This is a genomic window from Streptomyces sp. NPDC032822 (assembly GCF_055578825.1).
The window spans coordinates 880,547-900,158 of sequence record NZ_JBVIOL010000001.1 but is presented as its reverse complement, the minus strand read 5'-3'; the positions used below and the strand labels follow the sequence as shown (position 1 = coordinate 900,158).

General features: G+C 70.3%; 16 protein-coding genes. 8 read left to right on the top strand and 8 right to left on the bottom strand.

Annotation, left to right across the window (positions count from 1 at the left end):
* Positions 1-40 precede the first annotated feature (40 nt).
* Both ACZ5VD_RS04180 and ACZ5VD_RS04175 read left to right on the top strand, forming a co-directional pair.
* Entirely contained in the window at positions 41-2,626 is a 2,586-nt protein-coding gene (locus tag ACZ5VD_RS04180; RefSeq protein ID WP_468680595.1) for a M14 family zinc carboxypeptidase, read from the top strand.
* Positions 2,623-3,774, top strand: a complete 1,152-nt coding sequence (locus ACZ5VD_RS04175) for a serine hydrolase domain-containing protein (RefSeq protein WP_468680593.1) — start codon at positions 2,623-2,625, stop codon at positions 3,772-3,774. The genes ACZ5VD_RS04180 and ACZ5VD_RS04175 overlap by 4 nt, the downstream gene beginning before the upstream one ends.
* 86 nt (positions 3,775-3,860) lie before the next feature.
* Here ACZ5VD_RS04175 and ACZ5VD_RS04170 read toward each other — a convergent pair whose 3' ends face one another.
* Positions 3,861-4,280 carry an organic hydroperoxide resistance protein gene (locus tag ACZ5VD_RS04170; protein ID WP_468680591.1) on the bottom strand — a complete coding sequence of 140 codons (420 nt, stop codon included), beginning with the start codon at positions 4,278-4,280 and terminating at the stop codon, positions 3,861-3,863.
* A gap of 95 nt (positions 4,281-4,375) precedes the next feature.
* Positions 4,376-5,398, bottom strand: a complete 1,023-nt coding sequence (locus ACZ5VD_RS04165; protein ID WP_468550781.1) for an NADP-dependent oxidoreductase — start codon at positions 5,396-5,398, stop codon at positions 4,376-4,378.
* A gap of 159 nt (positions 5,399-5,557) precedes the next feature.
* On the opposite strand from ACZ5VD_RS04165, the gene ACZ5VD_RS04160 reads away from it, so the two are divergent.
* Positions 5,558-6,001, top strand: a complete 444-nt coding sequence (locus ACZ5VD_RS04160; RefSeq protein ID WP_468550782.1) for a MarR family winged helix-turn-helix transcriptional regulator — start codon at positions 5,558-5,560, stop codon at positions 5,999-6,001.
* A gap of 319 nt (positions 6,002-6,320) precedes the next feature.
* Positions 6,321-6,965: a hypothetical protein gene (locus ACZ5VD_RS04155; protein WP_468550783.1), complete on the top strand. Its 645-nt coding sequence runs from the start codon at positions 6,321-6,323 to the stop codon at positions 6,963-6,965.
* A 33-nt stretch (positions 6,966-6,998) separates the two neighbouring features.
* Here the strand turns inward: ACZ5VD_RS04155 and ACZ5VD_RS04150 are convergent, their stop codons facing one another.
* The 6 genes from ACZ5VD_RS04150 to ACZ5VD_RS04125 form a co-directional block, all read right to left on the bottom strand.
* Positions 6,999-8,195 (bottom strand): SCO2400 family protein, encoded by a 1,197-nt coding sequence (locus tag ACZ5VD_RS04150; RefSeq protein ID WP_468680589.1) that lies wholly within the window; start codon positions 8,193-8,195, stop codon positions 6,999-7,001.
* Positions 8,196-8,357: 162 nt separating this feature from the next.
* Positions 8,358-9,380 (bottom strand): galactofuranose ABC transporter, permease protein YjfF, encoded by a 1,023-nt coding sequence (yjfF, locus tag ACZ5VD_RS04145; RefSeq protein WP_468550785.1) that lies wholly within the window; start codon positions 9,378-9,380, stop codon positions 8,358-8,360.
* The gene (locus tag ACZ5VD_RS04140) at positions 9,380-10,456 is read right to left on the bottom strand and encodes an ABC transporter permease (protein ID WP_468680587.1); all 1,077 of its coding nucleotides are present in this window, start codon (positions 10,454-10,456) and stop codon (positions 9,380-9,382) included. Before ACZ5VD_RS04140 ends, yjfF begins: the two co-directional genes overlap by 1 nt.
* Positions 10,453-11,991 carry a sugar ABC transporter ATP-binding protein gene (locus ACZ5VD_RS04135; protein ID WP_468550787.1) on the bottom strand — a complete coding sequence of 513 codons (1,539 nt, stop codon included), beginning with the start codon at positions 11,989-11,991 and terminating at the stop codon, positions 10,453-10,455. The genes ACZ5VD_RS04140 and ACZ5VD_RS04135 overlap by 4 nt, the downstream gene beginning before the upstream one ends.
* 114 nt (positions 11,992-12,105) lie before the next feature.
* A complete protein-coding gene (locus ACZ5VD_RS04130) occupies positions 12,106-13,110 on the bottom strand; it encodes an ABC transporter substrate-binding protein (protein WP_468550788.1) in 1,005 nt (334 codons plus the stop codon).
* Positions 13,111-13,285: 175 nt separating this feature from the next.
* On the bottom strand, positions 13,286-14,332 hold the full coding sequence (locus ACZ5VD_RS04125) for a LacI family DNA-binding transcriptional regulator (protein ID WP_468680585.1): 1,047 nt from the start codon (positions 14,330-14,332) through the stop codon (positions 13,286-13,288).
* A 764-nt stretch (positions 14,333-15,096) separates the two neighbouring features.
* On the opposite strand from ACZ5VD_RS04125, the gene ACZ5VD_RS04120 reads away from it, so the two are divergent.
* From ACZ5VD_RS04120 to chvE, 4 genes are all read left to right on the top strand, one after another.
* Positions 15,097-16,257 carry a mandelate racemase/muconate lactonizing enzyme family protein gene (locus ACZ5VD_RS04120; protein ID WP_468550790.1) on the top strand — a complete coding sequence of 387 codons (1,161 nt, stop codon included), beginning with the start codon at positions 15,097-15,099 and terminating at the stop codon, positions 16,255-16,257.
* Positions 16,254-17,258, top strand: coding sequence for a zinc-dependent alcohol dehydrogenase (locus tag ACZ5VD_RS04115; protein WP_468550791.1), 1,005 nt, complete (start codon positions 16,254-16,256; stop codon positions 17,256-17,258). Before ACZ5VD_RS04120 ends, ACZ5VD_RS04115 begins: the two co-directional genes overlap by 4 nt.
* A gap of 121 nt (positions 17,259-17,379) precedes the next feature.
* On the top strand, positions 17,380-18,348 hold the full coding sequence (locus ACZ5VD_RS04110; protein ID WP_468680582.1) for a hypothetical protein: 969 nt from the start codon (positions 17,380-17,382) through the stop codon (positions 18,346-18,348).
* Positions 18,349-18,491: 143 nt separating this feature from the next.
* Entirely contained in the window at positions 18,492-19,598 is a 1,107-nt protein-coding gene (chvE, locus tag ACZ5VD_RS04105; protein WP_468680580.1) for a multiple monosaccharide ABC transporter substrate-binding protein, read from the top strand.
* Positions 19,599-19,612: the final 14 nt, after the last annotated feature.

Here is a 19,612-nt window from a genome sequence, read left to right as displayed (position 1 = left end):
CTCGCCGTACCGATCACAGGAAGCCCCGGAGGAGGTACGCGTGCGCATCACGAGAACCGTTCCTGCGAGACCCGTTCCTGCGCGACCCGCCCTGTTCACCGCTCTCGCCGTCACCACGGCGGGCTCACTCCTGCTCACCCCCCACACCGCCGTCGCCGAGCCGAGTCCCCCCGTCACCCGCGAGGGACCCGCCCTGGACGCACGCGCCGCCCGCGGCCCGCAGAGCGCCGCCGAGCGGGCCCTCGCCGGCGCGGCGCTCCCCACGGCAGACGCCGGGCGCGGCTATCCGCGCGAACAGGTCCTGGCCCCCGACCCGGAGAACCCCGCCGACAAGTCCCTCAAGCTGGGCCTCACCCCGTACCACGCCATCGCGCCGAAGCTGAACGCGATCCAGCGGCTCGGCGACCGGGTGAGCGTCGAGATCGCGGGCCGGTCGGCGGGCGGGCACCGGCTCTATCTCGTGACCGTCACCGCCCCGGAGAGCGCCCGCCGGGCCCGCGCCCAGGAGCGGATGCGCGAGCTGATCGAGAGCGCGCCCGCGAAGGCCGCCAAGGATCCCTCGATCAAGGCGGGTTACAAGGCCCCGGTCTTCTTCAACAACAACATCCACGGCAACGAGTGGGAGGGCACCGACGCCTCCTTGCGGCTCATCGAGCAGCTCGCGACCGCCACCGACGCCCGCACCGAGAGCCTTCTCGCCCACTCCCGCCTCTACTTCAACATCACGGCCAACCCGGACGGCCGGATCGCCGGCACCCGGGCCAACGCCAACGGCTTCGACATGAACCGGGACTTCGTCACCGCCTCGCAGCCCGAGGTGCGGGCGATGCGGCAGATCGAGATCGACAAGCAGCCGGCCGTCATGCTCGACCTGCACGGCTATGTCAACGGCACCCTCATCGAGCCGACCACTCCCCCGCACGGCGAGAACTACGAGTACGACCTCTTCCTGAAGAACACCTACGCCAACGCCCTGGGCATGGAGTCCGCCGTCAACGGCCTCGGCTACACGCCCGCGAAGGACGGCGTGCAGCCCGCGCAGATCCCCTTCCGGGACCAGGAGGAGGGCTGGGACGACTGGCCGCCGATCTTCACCCCGCAGTACGCGGCCTTCCACGGCACGGTCGCCGCGCACACCGTGGAGATCCCCCTGACCGTGAACAACGCCGCCTACACCAGCCTGCCGGAGAGCGAGCTGCGCCGCCGGTCCGCGATCAACGTGGACGTGGCCGGTGCCGCCCTGAGGGCCACCCTCGACTTCGTGCGGACGCACCGCGCCTCGCTGGTCGCGGACCAGATCGAGGTGTTCCGGCGCGGGACGGCGGGCGCCGCGCAGGTCCCGGTGTCGGAGAAGACCGTGCCGGGTGTGCCGGGCATCGGCCCGGAGGACGTGTACACCACGTCCTTCCCGCGCGCCTACGTCATCCCGGTCGCCTCCCGCGGCTCCACCGCCGCCGCCCGTCTCGTCGACCACCTCCTCGCCAACGACGTCCAAGTCGACCGCGCCACCCGGGACTTCAGGCTCGCGGGCCGGTCCTACGCGAAGGGCTCGTATGTCGTCGACATGCGTCAGCCCAAGCGAGGGCTGGCCAATGTGCTGCTCGCCGACGGCCGGGACATCAGCGACAAGGTCTCGGTGATGTACGACATCTCGGGCTGGAGCCTGGGCCGGCTGTGGGGCGCCGAGGTCAGGCCGGTGACGTCCGGCACGCTGACCGGCGTACCGCTACGGGCAGTCGGAGCGGCCGTGCCGGTGGGGTATGTCGCCCCGCGCGGCGATCTGCGGCTGCGGCTCGACGACCCGCGGGAGATCGCCGCACTCAACTCCCTTCTGCAACAGGGTGTTCCGGTACGACGGTCCGCGGACGGCAGTGCCGTCGTGCCGGCGTCGGCGCGGGCGAAGGCACGGGCCGCGGCCCGGACCTACGACGTCGTCTTCGACGCGACCAGGACGGCCGGCACGGGCGAACTGCGGCGGCTTCGGGTGGCCGCGGCCGTCACACCGGGTGAGCTGTTCGCGCTGCGGGAGATGAACTTCGCGGTCACGCCGGTCTCGACGGCCGTCCTGAACGCGGGCTTCGACTGGTCGTCGGCGGATGTGCTGTTCGTGTCGGCGGGCCTGGACCGGGACGCCCTGAACGCGACGGCCCGCGCGGCCCTCGACGCGTTCCTCGCCGCCGGGCACGGTCTCGTCGGACGCGGTGTCGCCGGGGCCGACCTCGCCGGGGCCGCCGGACTGCTGGCGGCGAAGCCGGTCGAGGGCAACGGGGACGCCAACGGCGTGGTCCGGGTGGTGAATACGGGACCGGTGACGGCCGGCGCGCCGGACCACGGGTTCGTGTACGCGCCGGTGTGGTTCACCGACCTCGGGCCGGGGGTCCGGGTCGAGCAGACGTACGCGTCCGGGAACCCGCTCGTGTCGGGACACTGGCGGCCGACGGAGAACGGCTCCGGCGGTCCCGCCGAGGCGGCCGGACAGGCCTCGGTCGTCAGCAGTTCGGGGGCCGTCCTGTTCGGCACCGAACCCCTCTTCCGGGACCATCCGAAGGGGGAATTCGCGCAGGTCGCACGCGCATTGTTCACTGCGGGACGGGTGAGCGGCGGTACAGGTGAGGAGAGCGGATGACGCAGGAGATCCACGGCACCGTCGCGGACGGGTTCGAGGCGGTGCGTGAGGAGTTCACCGCGTTCGCGGCGGGGGAACGCCCGGACTACGAGGGACAGTTGTGTGCGTATGTACACGGCCGCAAAGTCGTCGACCTGTGGACGGGGGACGGCTCCGACGCCGGATCCCTGTACGGCGTGTACTCGTCGACCAAGGGCGCCGCCCATCTCGTGGTCGCGTTGCTCGTGCAGGACGGCACGCTCGAACTGGACCGCAAGGTGACCTACTACTGGCCGGAGTTCGGCGCCGAGGGCAAGGGCGCGCTGACCCTGCGCGACCTGCTCGCGCACCGGGCGGGCGTGGTCGGCATCGATGCCGGGTTCACCCGGCAGGAGCTGGCCGACGACCGGGCGGTGGCCGAACGGCTCGCGGACCAGCGGCCGTTCTGGCGGCCGGGTACGGCCTTCGGCTACCACGCGCTCGTCATCGGCGCGCTCACCGGCGAGGTGGTCCGGCGGGCGACCGGCCGCAGCCTCCAGGAGGTGTACGAGGAGCGGATCCGCGCCCCGTACGGTCTCGACTTCTTCCTGGGACTGCCCGAGGCGCTGGAGCCCCGCTACCGATCCGTCCAGCCGATGATCCCGACGGCGACCCAGCAGGCCCTGCTGGACTCGGTGCCGACCGGTCCGCACACGCTCTCCGCCATCGCCTTCAACCAGCATGTCCCGGACGCGGGTGACCTGGTGGAGTACGCCAACTCCCGTACCGTGCGCGCCAAGGGACCGGCGTCGGCGGGCGGGGTCGCCGCCGCGCGCGGGCTCGCCGGGATGTACACGGCGGCGATCAGCGAGCTGGACGGACGGCCACCGCTGCTGAAGCCCGACACCATCGCCGAGGTGGGGCAGATCCAGTCCATCGGCTACGACCTGGTGGCCCGGGCGCACAAGTCGTACGGACTCGGCTTCCAGGCGACGGCGGACACCTGGCATCCGTTCCTGGGTGCCGGGACGTTCGGGCACAGCGGAGCGGGCGGTTCGCAGGCCTTCGCCGATCCACGCAGTGGCCTGGCGTACGGCTACACCCGGCGCCGGATGGCCTTCCCGGGCGGGGCGGCGCCGGAGAACGAGCGGCTGGTGAGGGCCGTGCACACGGCGGCACTGGCGAGCTGAGTACCGTACGGCGCCCGTACGGACGTACGACAAGAGGCCGCACCCCACGTCCAGGGGTGCGGCCTCGTCGTGGGCAACGACCGTGCTCAGCCGAGCGTCACGGTGATGTTGCCGCGGATCGCCTTCGAGTACGGGCAGACCTGGTGGGCCCGCTCCAGCAGGGTCCGGGCGGTCCGCGCGTCCACGTTCGGGATCGTGGCCGTGATCTCGACGATGAGCCCGAAGCCGTCGTCGTTCTTGCCGAGGCCGACCTTCGCGGTGACGGTCGACCCGGAGAGGTCGGCCTTCTCCTGTCGGGCCACCACCCCGAGGGCGCCCTGGAAGCAGGCGCTGTACCCGGCGGCGAACAGTTGCTCCGGGTTGGTGCCGGTGCCGGTGCCGCCCAGTTCCTCGGGCGGGTCGACGACGAGGTCGAGCGTGCCGTCGTCGGTGGCGACCCGGCCGTCGCGACCGTTCTCGGCGGTGGCGACGGCGGTGTACAGGACGTCGGACTGCTGAATGGGCATGCGGTGGTCTTCCTCTTCGGTCCGCCGCGACTCGCGCCCACGATCGCGACGGTTTCGGAAAGAAGTTACCGCATGCCGGAAATTCAGCGCCAGGGTCAGAGCTTGACGATCATCTTGCCGGTGTTGTCGCCGCGCAGGACGCCGAGGAAGGCCTCCAGGTTGTTCTCGATGCCCTCGACGACCGTCTCGCGGTACTTGAGCGCGCCCGAGGCGACCCAGGGGCCGACCTCGCGGACGAACTCCGGCTGGAAGTCGTAGTGGTCGCCGACCAGAAGGCCCTCGATGCGGCCGCGGGTCGCGATGAGGCGGGCGAGGTTCTTCGGGCCGGGGGCGGGCTCGGTGCTGTTGTAGACCGAGATCATTCCGCAGACGGCGATCCGGCCGTGCAGGTTGAGCGAGCCGATGGCCGCTTCCAGGTGGTCGCCGCCGACGTTGTCGAAGTACACGTCGATGCCGTCCGGGGCGGCCTCGCGCAGCTGCTCGGAGACCGAGCCGTTCTTGTAGTTGAACGCCGCGTCGAAGCCGTACTCCTCGACCAGGAGCTTGACCTTCTCGTCGGAACCGGCCGAGCCGATGACCCGGGAGGCGCCCTTGAGCTTGGCGATCTGACCGACCTGGCCGCCGACCGCGCCGGCCGCGCCGGAGACGAAGACCGAGTCGCCCTCCTTGAAGGCGGCGGTGCGCAGCAGACCGGCGTAGGCGGTGAGGCCCGTCATGCCGAGGACGCCGAGGTAGGTGGAGAGGGGGGCGGCCTCCGGGTCGACCTTGACGGCCTGCTGGGCGTCGAAGGTGGCGTACTCGCGCCAGCCGCCGAAGTGCAGCACGTGGTCGCCGGCGGCGAAGCCCTCGGCGTTCGAGGCGACGACCTCGCCGACCGCGCCGCCCTGCATGGCCTTGCCCAGCTCGAAGGGGGCCACGTACGACTTGGCGGCGCTCATCCGGCCGCGCATGTACGGGTCGACGGAGAGGTACTTGTTGCGTACGAGCACCTGGCCGGCGCCGGGCTGCCGGATCTCCGCCTCGGCCAGCTCGAAGTCCTCGGGCTTGGGCCAGCCGACGGGACGGCTGAGCAGGCGCCATTCGCGGCTGACGGAGGGGAGCGTGGGGGTGTCGGACATGGAACCGGGCCTTCCTCAATGCTGTGGAGTGCTGGGGCGCTCGGCGCCGGTGACGCTTGTCGCCTGCCGCCGGTACGCCGAGCACAAATGCTTCAGTACCTGAAACAACCATGCGCCTGAATATTTCAGGATGTCAAGTAACCGGGTACCCTGGATCTCATGTCCACACCCGAGAAGACCCATCGGCCCGACGCGCTGACCCTTGAGGTCGTCGAGCTCATCGGTGACGTCGTGGCCCGTTTCTACGAGGACTTCGAGGACGCGGCGGCGGGACACGCGCTGACCGGCGCGCAGGCACGGCTGCTGAGTCTGCTGTCCCTGGAGCCGCTGCCCATGCGGAAGCTGGCCCGCAAGCTCAAGTGCGAGCCGTCGAACGTCACGGGGATCGTCGACCGGCTGGAGTCGCGCGGCCTCGTCGAACGCCGGCCGGATCCGACCGACCGCCGGGTGAAGGTGGCCGCGACCACCGAGGAGGGGCGCCGGGTGGCCCGGGAACTGCGCGAGGGGCTGCGCTTCGCGCGCGAACCGATGGCCGGGCTGTCGGACGGGGAGCGGCTGGTGTTGCGGGACCTGCTGCGGCGGATGTTGGAACTGGAAGCTTGAGTTCTGTCGGCCTGCCGGCCGGGCTGGAGACTTGAGTTCCGGCGATGACCTGGGGACCGGGGCTGGAGGCTCTGTCAGCCTGGGGCCTCGTGTTGAGTGAGCCTCTGTCGGTCCGGGGGTGCGGCTCAGGTTCTGTCGCCCGGGGTCAGGATCGTAGAGCCGTGTCTGGGGCCGGGGTCGCGGCCCGGGGGCAGGATCGCGGCCGGGGCCGGGGTCGTAGATCCATGTCCGGCCGGGTCCTCGCTCCCCCGCTTGCAGGGTGTCGGGTTGCCTGAAACCCTGAAGAGGGGTGCCCGAATCTCCGGATCGGAGGGCTCCCATGCGCCTCGGACCTTTGACCGGCGTCGCGGCCGTTGTCCTGATCGCGATCGCCTTCGGTATCAGCGGATCCTCTCCCGAGATCGGGGATCCCGGCCGGCAGATCAGGTTCTTCTACGACGACAACAGCGCCCAACAGGCCGCCGCCACCTATCTGTTGGTCCTCGCCGGCGCGCTGCTGGTGTTCTTCGCCGGCAGTCTCCGGCACCACCTCGCCGAGTCCGACCGGCACGGCTGGCTGCCCCAGGTCGCCTTCGCGGGCGGCCTCCTGTCCGCCGCGGGCTTCTGGTTCGCCTGCACCACCACGCTCGCGCTGGTCGACGCCGCCGACGAACCGGGCATCGGCGGCGACACGTTCCACGCCCTGAACGCGCTCAGCATGGACTCCTTCATCCCGTTCGTCGCCGGGATCGGCGTCATGCTGCTGGCCGCCGGGCTGCACACGGCACGCAGCGGCACGCCTCTGCCGCGCTGGCTGGGCTGGGCCGGGATCGTCCTCGGAGTGGTGATCTTCGTTCCGTGGGCCGGGTTCGTCGCGTTCCTCGCGTCCGGCCTGTGGATCATCGTCGCCGGCGTGCTGCTGGCCCGGCGGCCGACGGCCGGGACGGGTCCTGACCGGCCGGCTTCGCTGACGGTCCCCGAGTAGCGCGGAACCCCCGGGTACGGCCGAGGCGCACCCTCAGGTGCACCACCACAGGAACTGGTCGCATGTCTCCGTCGGCGTCGGATCCACGGTCGGCTCCGGCGTCGTGGGGTCCGCCGTGGGGGTCGCGGGGGCATCCGAGACCGTCGGGTCGGGGGTCGTGGGTGACGTGCCGGGGGTCGAGCCCGTGGTCGCGGACTGGGCGTCCTTGTCGGGGTCGTCCTCGTCCTTCTTCGTCTCGTTGTCCTTCGTGGACTCCGAGGCCGACGGGGATGCCGACGTGCCCGGGGAGGATGAGGCCGAAGCGTCCGTGCCGGCCGCCTCGTCCCGCGGGTCATCGGTCTCGCCCCTCTCCGAGGACGCGGCACCGTCCGCGGACTGGTCGCCGGCCGCGGCGGGCCGGGTATCGGAGCCGGGCGCGTCCATCCCGAGTTCCGCGAGGCTCAGCCCGCCCGCCGCCAGCACGAAGCCGGCGGCCACCAGCAGGGTCCGGCGTCGGCGGCGCCGGTGCGCGGCGGCCTTGCGGTCGCGTCGGCTGGCACCGCCCGCGGGGCCGTCGCCGTCCTCGTCGTCGTGGTAGTCGTCCGGATCCTCGTGGTCGTCGTGGCCCTCGGGGTCCTCCAGGGGCTCGGCGTCCCGGCCGCCGCGCCCTCGTGCGCGCCGCCGTGCCGCCCGGCCGCCCGACGGCTCCGCCACGGTCCCGGCCCGGCTCTCGGCGGTCCCGGGCTCCGTCATGGACTCCGACTCCGCGGCACCGCTCTCGTGACCGTCGCCGTACCCGGATCTCCCGGGCCCGTCGTCCCCGTTCGGCACGGCCGCCCGGGGATCCCCGTAGGAGGCGGGTACGTGACCGCCTCCGTGCTCCGTGGCCGCCCGGCCGCCCTCGTACCCGGTGGTCGCCTGCCCGGTCCCGTACGGGTCGGCTGCCCTGCCGTCCCCGTACGCCATGCCCGTCTGGCCGGTCCCGTACGGGGCGCTCATCTCGCCGCCGCCGTACATCGCGCCGGCGCCCTCGCTCCCGTACGCGCCCGCGTGGCCCGCGACCGCGTAGGCGTCGCCGTACGGGGTGTCGGTGCCGTACGGCGGGTAGGCCCCTCCCGGCGCCGCCGGTGCCGTTCCGGCCGGGGCGTGGGGCGGTGCGGCGTAGGCGCTGAGGGAATCGGCTGGGGTGCCGCACCCCGGGCAGGCGAGGGCGCCGTTGAGGTGCCGTCGGCACGGGTCGCAGTAGTCCATGACGCGGGAAGATTAGGTTCCCGGTGCGCAGGATTCATAGAGTCGACCGTGAATATTGTGTGGGGAACGGGCCGTTCCGGCGCGGCGGCGGAGGATGATCCACCCCCATCGCGTCGAAAGCGGATGGCGAAGAGCGCCGGAACGGTCCGCGTCCCCCTCGGCTCAGGTCTTCCTACGGGTCGTCATGACCCGCTGGATCAGGATGAACGCGCAGAGCAGCACACCGGTGGCGATCTTCGTCCACCAGGAGCTGAGCGTGCCCTCGAACTGGATGATGCTCTTGATCAGGCCGAGGACGAGGACGCCGAAGACGGTGCCCAGGACATAGCCGGAGCCGCCCGTCAGCAGGGTGCCGCCGATGACCACCGCGGCGATCGCGTCGAGTTCCATGCCCACGGCGTGCAGCGGGTCACCGGACTGGATGTACAGCATGAACAGCAGCCCGGCCAGCGCGGAGCAGAACCCGCTCATCGTGTACACGGCGATCTTGGTGCCGCCCAGCGGAAGACCCATCAGCAGGGCCGACTGCTCGTTGCCGCCGATGGCGTACACCCGGCGCCCGAAGCGCGTGTAGTGGAGGACGTAGAAGGCGGCGCCCAGCACGGCCAGCGCCACGAGGGCACCGATCGACAGGTCCCCCACGCCCAGCGGCACGCGCGTCTGGGCGAGGCTGCTCACCGCGGAGTCGTTGATGGCGATCGACTCCTTGCTGATGACCAGGCACAGGCCCCGGAAGAGGAAGAGTCCGGCCAGCGTCACGATGAAGGGCTGGATCTCGAAGTTGTGGATCACGTAGCCCATGAGGAAGCCGCCGAACGCGCCGACGCCCAGGGAGATCGGGACGACGAGCAGCAGCGGCAGTCCCACATCCTCCACCAGCCAGGCCGTGAGCATGGTGGTGAAGCCGATCACGGAGCCCACGGACAGGTCGATGCCGCCGGACATGATGACGAAGGTGGCACCGACGGCGGCGACCAGCAGATAGCTGTTGTCGATGAACAGGTTGAGGAACACCTGCGGCTCGCCGAAGCCGTAGTTCTGGTAGCGGCCGAGGCCGACGCCGTACATCACGAGGAACAGGACGGCCGTGACCAGGACGGGCAGCCGCGGGTCGCCCAGCAGGCGCGTGGCCTTGGACGTCGTACGGGCTTCCGGCGTCGTGGGGGTCCGGGTGGTCGTACTCATCACGACACCTCCATCTTGGGAGCGGCCTCGGTCACCGGGGCGGGCGCCGCGGGGGCCGCGGCCCGTCCGCGGGCGCCGAAGACCTTGGCGCGGAACTTCGGGGACTGCAGCAGGCAGACGACGATGACGACGGCGGCCTTGAAGACCAGGTTGGTCTGGGTCGGTACGCCGATGGTGTAGATCGTGGTGGTGAGGGTCTGGATGACGAGGGCGCCGACCACCGTGCCGCCGATGGAGAACCGGCCGCCCAGCAGTGAGGTGCCGCCGATCACCACGGCGAGGATCGCGTCGAGTTCGATCCACAGGCCGGCGTTGTTGCCGTCCGCGGCCGAGGTGTTGGAGCTGATCATCAGGCCCGCGATGCCCGCGCACAGCGCGCAGAACATGTAGACCATGATCTTGATGCGCAGGGACCTGATGCCGACCAGCCGGCTGGCCTCGGCGTTGCCGCCGACCGACTCGACGAGCAGGCCGAGCGCCGTGCGGCGGGTCAGTGCCACCGTGACGGCGACGACCGCGGCCACCACGAAGATGGAGAAGGGCAGCGTCAGCCAGTAGCCGCCGCCGATCAGCTTGTACGGCTCGCTGTTGATCGTGATGATCTGGCCGTCGGTGATCAGCTGGGCGACACCGCGTCCGGCGACCATGATGATCAGCGTGGCGATGATCGGCTGGATGCCCATCCTGGCGACGAGGAAGCCGTTCCACAGGCCGCAGACGACCGCGGCGACCAGGCCGAGGCCCATCGCGAGCAGCACTCCGGACAGGGCGCTCTGGTCCGCCTGGTCGCTGATGTAGGAACAGGTCAGCGCCCCGGTGATGGCGACCACGGCACCGACCGACAGGTCGATGCCGCCGGTGGCGATGACCAGGGTCATGCCGACCGCCACCAGGATGAGGGGCGAGCCGAACAGCACGATCGAGACGAGGCTGCCGTAGAGGTGGCCGTCCGTCATCCTGATCGAGAAGAAGTCGGGCGTGAAGGGGACGTTGACGAGCAGCAGGGCGACCAGGACCGCGCACGGCCAGAACAGGTGATGGTGCGCCAGTGCTCGCCAGCGGGAGGTGGTGGTCACTGCTGTTCTCCGCTCGCGATGGTCTCAAGGATCTTGCTGGTGGTGAGCTCGGGCCCGTTGGTGAGCCGCGCCACCAGCCGGCGGTCCCGCAGCACTCCGATGGTGTGGCTGAGCCGGAGCACCTCCTCCAGTTCGGCCGCGATGTACAGCACGGACATGCCGTCCTCGGAGAGGGAGACCACCAGCTTCTGGATCTCCGCCTTGGCGCCGATGTCGATGCCGCGCGTCGGCTCGTCCAGGATCAGCAGCTTCGGCTGGGTGATCAGCCAGCGGGCGAGGAGCACCTTCTGCTGGTTTCCGCCGCTCAACTGGCCCACTCGGGCTTCCGGGTTGGCGGGGCGGATGTCCAGGGCCTTGATGTACTTGGCGACCAGTTCGTCGCGCTGGGCGGCCGGGATGGGCCGGATCCAGCCGCGGGCCGCCTGAAGGGCGAGGATGATGTTCTCCCGCACCGTCAGGTCGGGGACCAGTCCCTCGGTCTTGCGGTTCTCCGAGCAGAACGCGATACCGGCGCCGATGGCGTCGTTCGGGGCGCTCATGGAGACCGGCTTGCCGCCGATGGTCACCTTGCCGCTGTCCGGCTGGTCGGCGCCGAAGAGCAGCCGGGCCAGTTCGGTCCGGCCGGAGCCGAGCAGGCCGGCGAGGCCCACGACCTCGCCCTTCTTGATCTCCAGGTCGAAGGGGGCGATGCCGCCGCTCCGGCCGAGACCGTCCGCCTTCAGCAGCGACTCACCGACGTCCGCGTGGAGTTGGTGGTCGTGGAGCTCCTCCAGCTGGTCCAGGGCCTTGCCGATCATCAGCTCGATCAGCCCGACCTGGTCGAGGTCCCGGACCAGGTGCTCGCCCACCAGGGCGCCGTTGCGCAGGACGGTCATCCGGTCGCAGATCTCGTAGATCTGGTCCAGGAAGTGCGACACGAACAGGATCGCGACGCCCTCGTCCCTCAACTGCCGCATCAGGCGGAACAGTTCGAGGACCTCGTCGCGGTCGAGGCTGGACGTCGGCTCGTCCAGGACCAGCACCTTGGTGCCGGAGCCCTCGCCGTCGCTGTCGCCGGTGCCCACCGCCCTGACGATCGCGACCAGTTGCTGGACGGCCAGCGGGTACGCGGACAGCGGTGCGGTGACGTCGATGTCGAGGCCGAGCCGGTCGACCAGCTTCGCCGCCTCGCTGCGCATGCGCTTCCACTGGATGCGGCCCGCGCGGGTGGGTTCACGCCCGATGAAGATGTTCTCCGCCACCGACAGGTTGGGGCAGAGGTTGACCTCCTGGTAGACCGTGCTGATGCCGGCGTGCTGCGCCTGCAGCGGGCTGTCGATCCGCGCGGACTTGCCGTCCAGGGTGATGGTGCCGCCGTCCAGGGAGTAGACCCCGGTCAGCACCTTGATCAGGGTGGACTTCCCCGCCCCGTTCTCGCCCATCAGGGCGTGGATCTCGCCGGGGAAGAGCCGGAAGTCGACGCCCGACAGAGCCCTTACTCCCGGAAACTCTTTGACTATGCCCGTCATCTCCAGGACGGGCTGCGGCTCTGCCATGGCAGCGCTCCTCATGGAATCGGTTCAGGCCCGCAGCGGGCCGGGGCCGCGGGGAGCCGGGCCGGCCGAGGCGTTCTCGGCCGGCCGGAGGCTCCCCGCCGGTGGGTGGGTCGGTCAGTACTTGCGGTCCGGGAGCGCGGCCGCGGCCTGGTCCTGCATGAAGTCGCTCTCCTTGGTCTTGATCCAGCGCTCGACCGTGCCGCCGTCGTTGACCGTCTTGACGACCTCCATCAGCTGGGGGCCGAGCAGGGGGTTGCACTCGACGATGGCGTTGATCTTGCCCTCGGACATGGCGACGAAGCCGTCCTTCACGCCGTCGACCGTGACGATCAGGATGTCCTTGCCGGGCTTCTTGCCGGCCGCCTCGATGGCCTGGATGGCACCGATGCCCATGTCGTCGTTGTGCGCGAAGAGCACGTCGATGTCCGGGTTGGACTGGAGGAAGGCGGCCATGACCTGCTTGCCGCCGGCCCGGGTGAAGTCGCCGGTCTGGCTGACGACGATCTTCCAGTCGTCCGCGTGGTCGGCGTCCATGACCTCCTTGAAGCCCTTGGCCCGCTCGATCGCGGGGGCGGCACCGGTGGTGCCCTCCAGCTGGGCTATCTTCACGGCGCCCTTGTGGCCGGCCTTGTCCAGGACCTTCTCCAGGATCTTGGCGGCGCGGCGGCCCTCGTCCGTGAAGTCGGAGCCGACCAGGGTCACGTACAGGGACTCGTCGGAGGTCTCCACGGAGCGGTCGGTGAGGACCACCGGGATCTTCGCCGCCTTGGCCTCCTTGAGCACCGCGTCCCAACCGGTGACGACCACCGGGGAGAAGGCGATGACGTCCACCTTCTGCGCGATGTAGTTGCGGATGGCGGAGATCTGGTTCTCCTGCTTCTGCTGGGCGTCGGAGAACTTCAGGTTGTAACCCGCCTCCTTGGCCGCGGACTTCACCGAGTCGGTGTTGGCGCTGCGCCAGCCGCTCTCGGAGCCGACCTGGGAGAAGCCGAGGGTGATCGCCTTGCTGTCGCCGGAGGAGGTGCCGGAGGAGCCGGCGTCCTCCTTGGCACAGGCAGCCAGGGTGCCCGCAGCCGCCACGCCGATCGCCGCGGTGAGGAAGTTTCTCCTGTTGAGCATGTTTCTTCTCCTTTGAAGAGCCGGTCCGGGGATGGACCGCTGTACTCGATGGACCCGCTGGTACTGCTGCTACTTGCTGGTATTCGGCGGAACCGACCTCGCTGCGTCCAGCCTGTCGATCATTATTCGAAATATCGGTCACACTGGTGTGCGAATGTGACCTGCCGGTGCCGCGTCAGGCGGGAGCGTCCCCCGGTTGCGGCGCCTGTGGGAACGTACTGGCACGGACGACGAGTTGGGGTTCGATCGAGACACTGGGCGTCCCGGTGGGGGCCCGGCCCTCGATGAGGTCCAGCAGCAGGGCGATGCTCCGCTGGCCCACCGTCGCGAAGTCCTGCCGGACCGTGGTGAGCGGCGGCGCGAAGAACTCCGATTCGGGAATGTCGTCGAAACCGACCACCGCCACGTCCTGGGGAGTGCGCACCCCCGCCTCGCGCAGTGCCCGCAACACCCCCAGCGCCATCTGGTCGTTGGCGACGAAGACAGCCGTCAGGCCGCGGCCCACCCAGCCGGCCAGTTCCTGGCCCGCACGATAGCCCGACAGCGGGCTCCAGTCCCCCCGCAGCCGCATCGGCGGCTCGATGCCCGCCGCTTCGAGGGCCGTCCGCCAGCCGACGACCCGGTCGGCCGCCTCCTGCCAGTCCTCGGGCCCGGCGAGATGCCAGACCTTGCTGTGGCCGGCGGCCAGCAGATGGTCGGTGGCCAGCCGCGCGCCCAGCCGCTGGTCCACGTTGACGCTGGGGATCTCGGCGCCGGACCCGGTCCCCACGGCCACCACCGGGAAGGGATGGCGGAGTTCGGCGAGCGCCTCGACCGCCGACCGCTGCGGGGCGAGGGCGATCACTCCCTCCACCCCGCCCTCGCTGAGATGGTCCAGGGCCTCGGAGAGCGTCTCCACCACCAGCCTGCGCAGACTGACCGTCGAGACGGTGTACCCCTCGGCACGCGCCGCCTCCTCCAGGGCGAACAGGGTGCTGGCCGGCCCGTAGAGCGTGGTGTTGGAGGCGACGACACCCAGGGTGCGGGTGCGCCGGGTCGCCAGGGCCCGTGCGGAGGAGTTGCGGCGGTAGCCCATCTCCTCGATGGCGCGCAGCACCTTGGCACGCGTCTCGTCCCGCACATTGGGGTGCTCCCCCAGGACGCGGGACACGGTCTGGTGGGACACCCCGGCCAGGCGGGCCACATCGGCCATGGTGGGTGCCCGGAGCTGCAAGGGGTTCACGGCCACACCTCCTCCAAGGTCGCCTGCCGACAGGTCCTGTCCTGTGTCGCGGGCGGACGGTTCCGCGCCGCCCGGGTCACGCCGGGATTCCGGGCGACCTCGTGGCGCCGGCCGGTAAGGCGGGCGGGATCACTGCCGACACGACGCTCGAACCTCCTTGGATGCCGGTGGGCATCGATCGGTGAATGCGGAGGTCATTGTGAGCGCTAACAATTCATGGCGGTCAAGAGGGCTGCAGCGGGAAGTCGTCACGGTTGAATAACGTGGCAGGTGGCGGAAGTTGGACGGGCCGCCGATCGCGACGGCATCCCCCGCCCGTCCCGCGGATCCCGGTCCGGCGGCGTTGACATGCGGTTTCACGTGTACGCACAGCACCGCGGGGGCAGGGCCGGCCGCACTGGCGCAGCGCCGGATTCCGGCCCTTCGGCGGCCCGTCCCGGACCGGGCCGGATCCGGGCCCGAGCCCTCCGTCGGGTCCCCGGCCGGGCCCTCGCCCCCGCCGCCGCCCCACCCCGTGGACCGATCATGTGCGCCCGCCGGAAGGCCGCGGAGACTCCCGGAAGCGTCCATGGGCGTACCCCGCCCCGACGTGCGGGGCGCCCGGCCGGGACCGCGCCGGGCCGGGCCGGCCGTCACGTCGAATCCGTTACGCGTTCGACCACCCGACCCATTGACACTCCGACCGGGTCGTCCTTACCGTCGAGCCAGCATTTCGAACGCGAGCCGAAATTTCGAACAAGCTGAAAGCCTAGGGAGTAGCTGACGTGCGTATCACGGGAATCAGCACGCATGTGGTCGGAACGCCATGGCGCAACCTGACCTACGTCCAGGTGCACACGGACGAGGGACTCACGGGCGTCGGCGAGACGCGCATGCTGGGCCACACCGACGCACTGCTCGGCTATCTGCACGAGGCACAGACCAACCACATTCTCGGGTCGGACCCGTTCGCTGTCGAGGACCTGGTCCACCGTATGAAGTACGGCGACTACGGGCGGGCCGGCGAGATCGTGATGTCCGGCATCGCGGTGATCGAGATGGCCTGCTGGGACATCAAGGGCAAGGCGCTGGGCGTCCCCGTCTGGCAGCTCCTCGGCGGCAAGGTCACCGACAAGGTCAAGGCGTACGCCAACGGCTGGTACACCACGGAGCGCACCCCCGAGGCGTACCACAAGGCGGCCCAGCAGGTCATCGAGCGCGGGTACAAGGCGCTCAAGATCGACCCCTTCGGCACCGGGCACTTCGAGCTCGACCACGAACAGTCCCTCTACGCCGTCTCGCTCATCGAGGCCGTACGGGACGCCATCGGCCCGGACACCGAGCTGATGCTGGAGATGCACGGCCGCTTCTCCCCGGCCACCGCCATCCGGCTGGCGAAGGACCTCGCGCCCTTCAAGCCCGCCTGGCTGGAGGAGCCCTGCCCGCCCGAGAACCTCAAGGCGCTGGAGAAGGTCGCCGCCAAGGTCGACATCCCGGTCGCCACCGGTGAGCGGATCCACGACCGCATCGAGTTCCGCGAGCTCTTCGAGAGCCAGGCCGTGGACATCATCCAGCCCGACGTCGGCCACATCGGCGGCATCTGGGAGACCCGGAAGCTGGCCGCGACCGCCGAGACCCACTACACGCTGGTGGCACCCCACAACGTGGGCGGGCCCGTCCTCACCGCCGCCTCCCTCCAAGTGGGCTTCACCTCGCCGAACTTCAAGATCCTTGAGCACTTCAACGACTTCGCGGACGCGGAGATCAAGAAGGTCGTCAAGGGCGCCCCGCAGGTCGTGGACGGCTACTTCCACCTCTCCGACGCCCCCGGCCTCGGGGTCGAGCTCGATGTCGACGCCGCCGCCGAGTTCCCGCAGCAGCAGGCCCGGTTCGACCTGTGGGCCGAGGGCTGGGAGCAGCGCAAGCCGAAGGGCGCCCAGCAGTGAGCACCGCCGTCGTCATCGAGGCGCCCGGCGAGCACCGGCTCGTCGAGCACACCCCTCGTGAGCCTGCCTCCGGGGAGGTGCTCGTCCGCGTCCACGCCGTCGGGATCTGCGGCAGCGACCGCGAGGTGTACCAGGGCAACCGGCCCGAGGGGTACGTCCGTTACCCGCTCACACCCGGCCACGAGTGGTCCGGCACGGTCGAGGCGGTGGGCTCCGGCGTACCGGCGTCCCTGGTCGGCCGCAAGGCGGTGGGCGAGGGCTTCAGGAACTGCCAGGTCTGCGACCGCTGCCACGAGGGCGAGACCACGCTGTGCACGGCCGGCTACGAGGAGACGGGCTTCACCCAGCCCGGCGCCATGGCCACGACCCTCACCCTGCCGGCCCGGCTGCTGCACGTCCTCCCGGACGACGCCGACCTGACGGCGGCGGCGCTCCTGGAACCCGCCGCCTGCGTCGCCGCCGCCGCGCTGAAGGCGAACGCGCGGCCCGGCGAGCGGGTCGCCGTCGTGGGCACGGGCACGCTCGGGATGTTCGCCGTCCAGTTCCTGAAGGCGGGTTCGCCCTCGGAGCTGCTCGTGGTGGGCACCCGCCCGGACCGCGCGGAGCTCTCGAAGACGTTCGGCGCCACCGACTTCCGTACCCGGGACCAGGATCTGCCGGACGACTTCGACGTCGTCATCGAGACCGCCGGCTCGGCGTCCGCCGCCAACACCGCCGCCTCCCTGCTCAGGCGCGGCGGCCGGCTCGTCCTCACCGGCATCCCGGCGCCGGGCGCCGACGGTCTGGACCCCACCGACCTCGTCGTACGGCAGCTGGAGGTGCACACCGTGTTCGGGGCGCCGCCGGCGGCGTGGGCGCACACGGTGCGGGTCTTCGGGGCCGGGCTGCTCGATCCGCTGCCGCTCGTCACGCACGAACTGCCGCTGGAGCAGTTCCCGCAGGCCCTGGACCTGGTGGGGTCCGGCGATCCGAAGGTCGGAAAGGTCCTCCTGCGTCCGTGACACACCTCTGAGCCGTACGCCGGTACGGGGTACAAGACGACTTCGTACCGGCGTACTCCCACAGCCTTGCGCATACAGAGCCGCGATCCTCGTCCGAAATACCGAACGCGAAGGACAGCTTGTGACCGAGACCCCCGCCAGCGCGGCACGACGACCGGGCGAGCAGGCGCTCGCCGCGCTCGGCCTGAACGCGCCCGCCCTCGACCCCTCCGACGCCTCGCCGCACACCTTCCCCGGCGGCGGTCGCTGGCGCACCGAGGTTCCCTCCGTGGAGGGGCCCGAGGCGCTCGGTGTCGTCCTCAAGGAGGCCTCGCGGCTCGATGTGCCGATCCACCGGGTCAGCCAGGGCAGCGGTGTCTGGATGCTCACCGACGCCGAGATCACCGAGATGGTGGAGGCGACCGCCGAACGCGACATCGAGCTCTGCCTGTTCACCGGTCCGCGCGGCACCTGGGACATCGGCGGTTCCACCCGCACCGACTCCAAGGGCGGCGGACTGCGCGCCCGGGGGCACGACGCGGTCGCCGGATGCGTCGAAGACGCCGTCCGGGCAACGGAGTTTGGCGTCAAGTGCCTCCTCGTCGCCGACGAGGGCGTGCTGTGGGCGCTGCACCGGGCGCGGCTGGCCGGGATCATCCCGGCCGACACCACGCTCAAGGTGAGCGCCCTGATCGGGCCGGTGAACCCGGCGGCCTACGCGGTGTACGAGAACCTGGGCGGCGACTCGATCAACGTGCCCAGCGATCTGACGCTCGATCACCTCACCGAGATCCGGCGGGTGTCGGCCGCCCCCATGGACATGTACATCGAGGCGCCCGACGATCTCGGCGGCTACGTACGGATGTACGAGGTCGCCGAGCTGATCCGGCGCGGCGCCCCGCTCTACCTGAAGTTCGGCCTCTCGAAGGCCCCCGGGATCTACCCGTACGGTCACCACATGCGCGATCTCACGCTGTCCACCGCGAAGGAGAGAGTGCGGCGCGGCCGGCTGGCCCTGGACCTGCTCGCACGACACGGGGCGGACGGCGACATGGCGCCGCTCGGCTCGCGGCTGCCCGGCACGCTCAAGCGGTTCGAAACGCCTGCATAACGTTCCGGACAACGCCCCTTCACAAAAGACGACGCGGGCACACACAATCCCACACGCGTTCCTTTCGGTCGCCATCATGGTCACGCCACACAGTGGTCCGCACGACCAGACCGAGCCCGCCCCAGACATCAAGGATGATGATCATGCGCACTCGCCGAGCCGCACTCGCCTCCATAGCCGGCGCCGCCTCCCTCGCCCTGACCCTGTCCGCCTGCGGCCAGAGCGGCGAGGGCGGCAGCGAGGAGAGCACCGGCAGCGCCAAGGGAGGCACCATCGGCATCGCGATGCCGACCAAGTCCTCCGAGCGCTGGATCGCCGACGGCAAGAACGTCGAGGCGGACCTGAAGTCCAAGGGCTACAAGACCACGCTGGTCTACGGCGAGGACGACCCCGAGAACCAGGTCTCACAGATCGAGAACCTGATCACCCAGGGCGTCAAGGCGCTGATCGTCGCGGCGATCGACAACAAGTCGCTGAACGGCGTGCTCCAGCAGGCCAAGGACGCCAACATCCCGGTCATCGCCTACGACCGCCTGATCCTCGGCACGGCGAACGTCGACTACTACGCGTCCTTCGACAACGAGAAGGTCGGCCAGCTCCAGGCCAGCTACATCGTCGACAAGCTCGGCCTGAAGAGCGGCAAGGGCCCGTTCAACATCGAGCTGTTCGCCGGCTCCAACGACGACAACAACACCAAGTACTTCTTCAACGGTGCGATGAGCGTCCTGCAGCCGTACATCGACAGCAAGAAGCTGGTCGTCCGGTCCGGCCAGACCAAGATCAACCAGGTCACCACGCTGCGCTGGGACGGCGCCACCGCCCAGCGCCGCATGGACGACATCCTGACCAGCTCGTACAAGAGCGAGAAGGTCGACGCGGTGCTCTCGCCGTACGACGGCATCTCGATCGGCATCCTGTCCGCGCTGAAGTCCGACGGCTACGGCTCCGGATCCACGCCGCTGCCGGTCCTCACCGGCCAGGACGCCGAGCTGGCCTCGGTGAAGTCGATCATCGCGGGCGGCCAGACGCAGACCGTCTACAAGGACACCCGTGAGCTGGCCAAGGTCGCCTCGAACATGGTGGACGCCTCGCTGAACGGCAAGAAGCCGGAGATCAACGACGACAAGACGTACGACAACGGCTCGAAGGTCGTCCCCGCCTACCTGCTGGAGCCGGTGAGCGTCGACAAGTCCAACTACACGAAGGTCCTGGTCGACGGCGGCTACTACACGGCGGCCGACCTCAAGTAACCCGCCGAAGCCCC

What these genes read in the sequence shown, in the direction of transcription:
- ACZ5VD_RS04165 (WP_468550781.1), bottom strand. Translation starts at nt 5,398, where the DNA reads ATGTCCGACACCCCCACGCTCCCCTCCGTCAGCCGCGAATGGCGCCTG.
- ACZ5VD_RS04170 (WP_468680591.1), bottom strand. Translation starts at nt 4,280, where the DNA reads ATGCCCATTCAGCAGTCCGACGTCCTGTACACCGCCGTCGCCACCGCC.
- ACZ5VD_RS04160 (WP_468550782.1), top strand. Translation starts at nt 5,558, where the DNA reads ATGTCCACACCCGAGAAGACCCATCGGCCCGACGCGCTGACCCTTGAG.
- yjfF (WP_468550785.1), bottom strand. Translation starts at nt 9,380, where the DNA reads ATGAGTACGACCACCCGGACCCCCACGACGCCGGAAGCCCGTACGACG.
- ACZ5VD_RS04130 (WP_468550788.1), bottom strand. Translation starts at nt 13,110, where the DNA reads ATGCTCAACAGGAGAAACTTCCTCACCGCGGCGATCGGCGTGGCGGCT.
- ACZ5VD_RS04175 (WP_468680593.1), top strand. Translation starts at nt 2,623, where the DNA reads ATGACGCAGGAGATCCACGGCACCGTCGCGGACGGGTTCGAGGCGGTG.
- ACZ5VD_RS04135 (WP_468550787.1), bottom strand. Translation starts at nt 11,991, where the DNA reads ATGGCAGAGCCGCAGCCCGTCCTGGAGATGACGGGCATAGTCAAAGAG.
- chvE (WP_468680580.1), top strand. Translation starts at nt 18,492, where the DNA reads ATGCGCACTCGCCGAGCCGCACTCGCCTCCATAGCCGGCGCCGCCTCC.
- ACZ5VD_RS04155 (WP_468550783.1), top strand. Translation starts at nt 6,321, where the DNA reads ATGCGCCTCGGACCTTTGACCGGCGTCGCGGCCGTTGTCCTGATCGCG.
- ACZ5VD_RS04150 (WP_468680589.1), bottom strand. Translation starts at nt 8,195, where the DNA reads ATGGACTACTGCGACCCGTGCCGACGGCACCTCAACGGCGCCCTCGCC.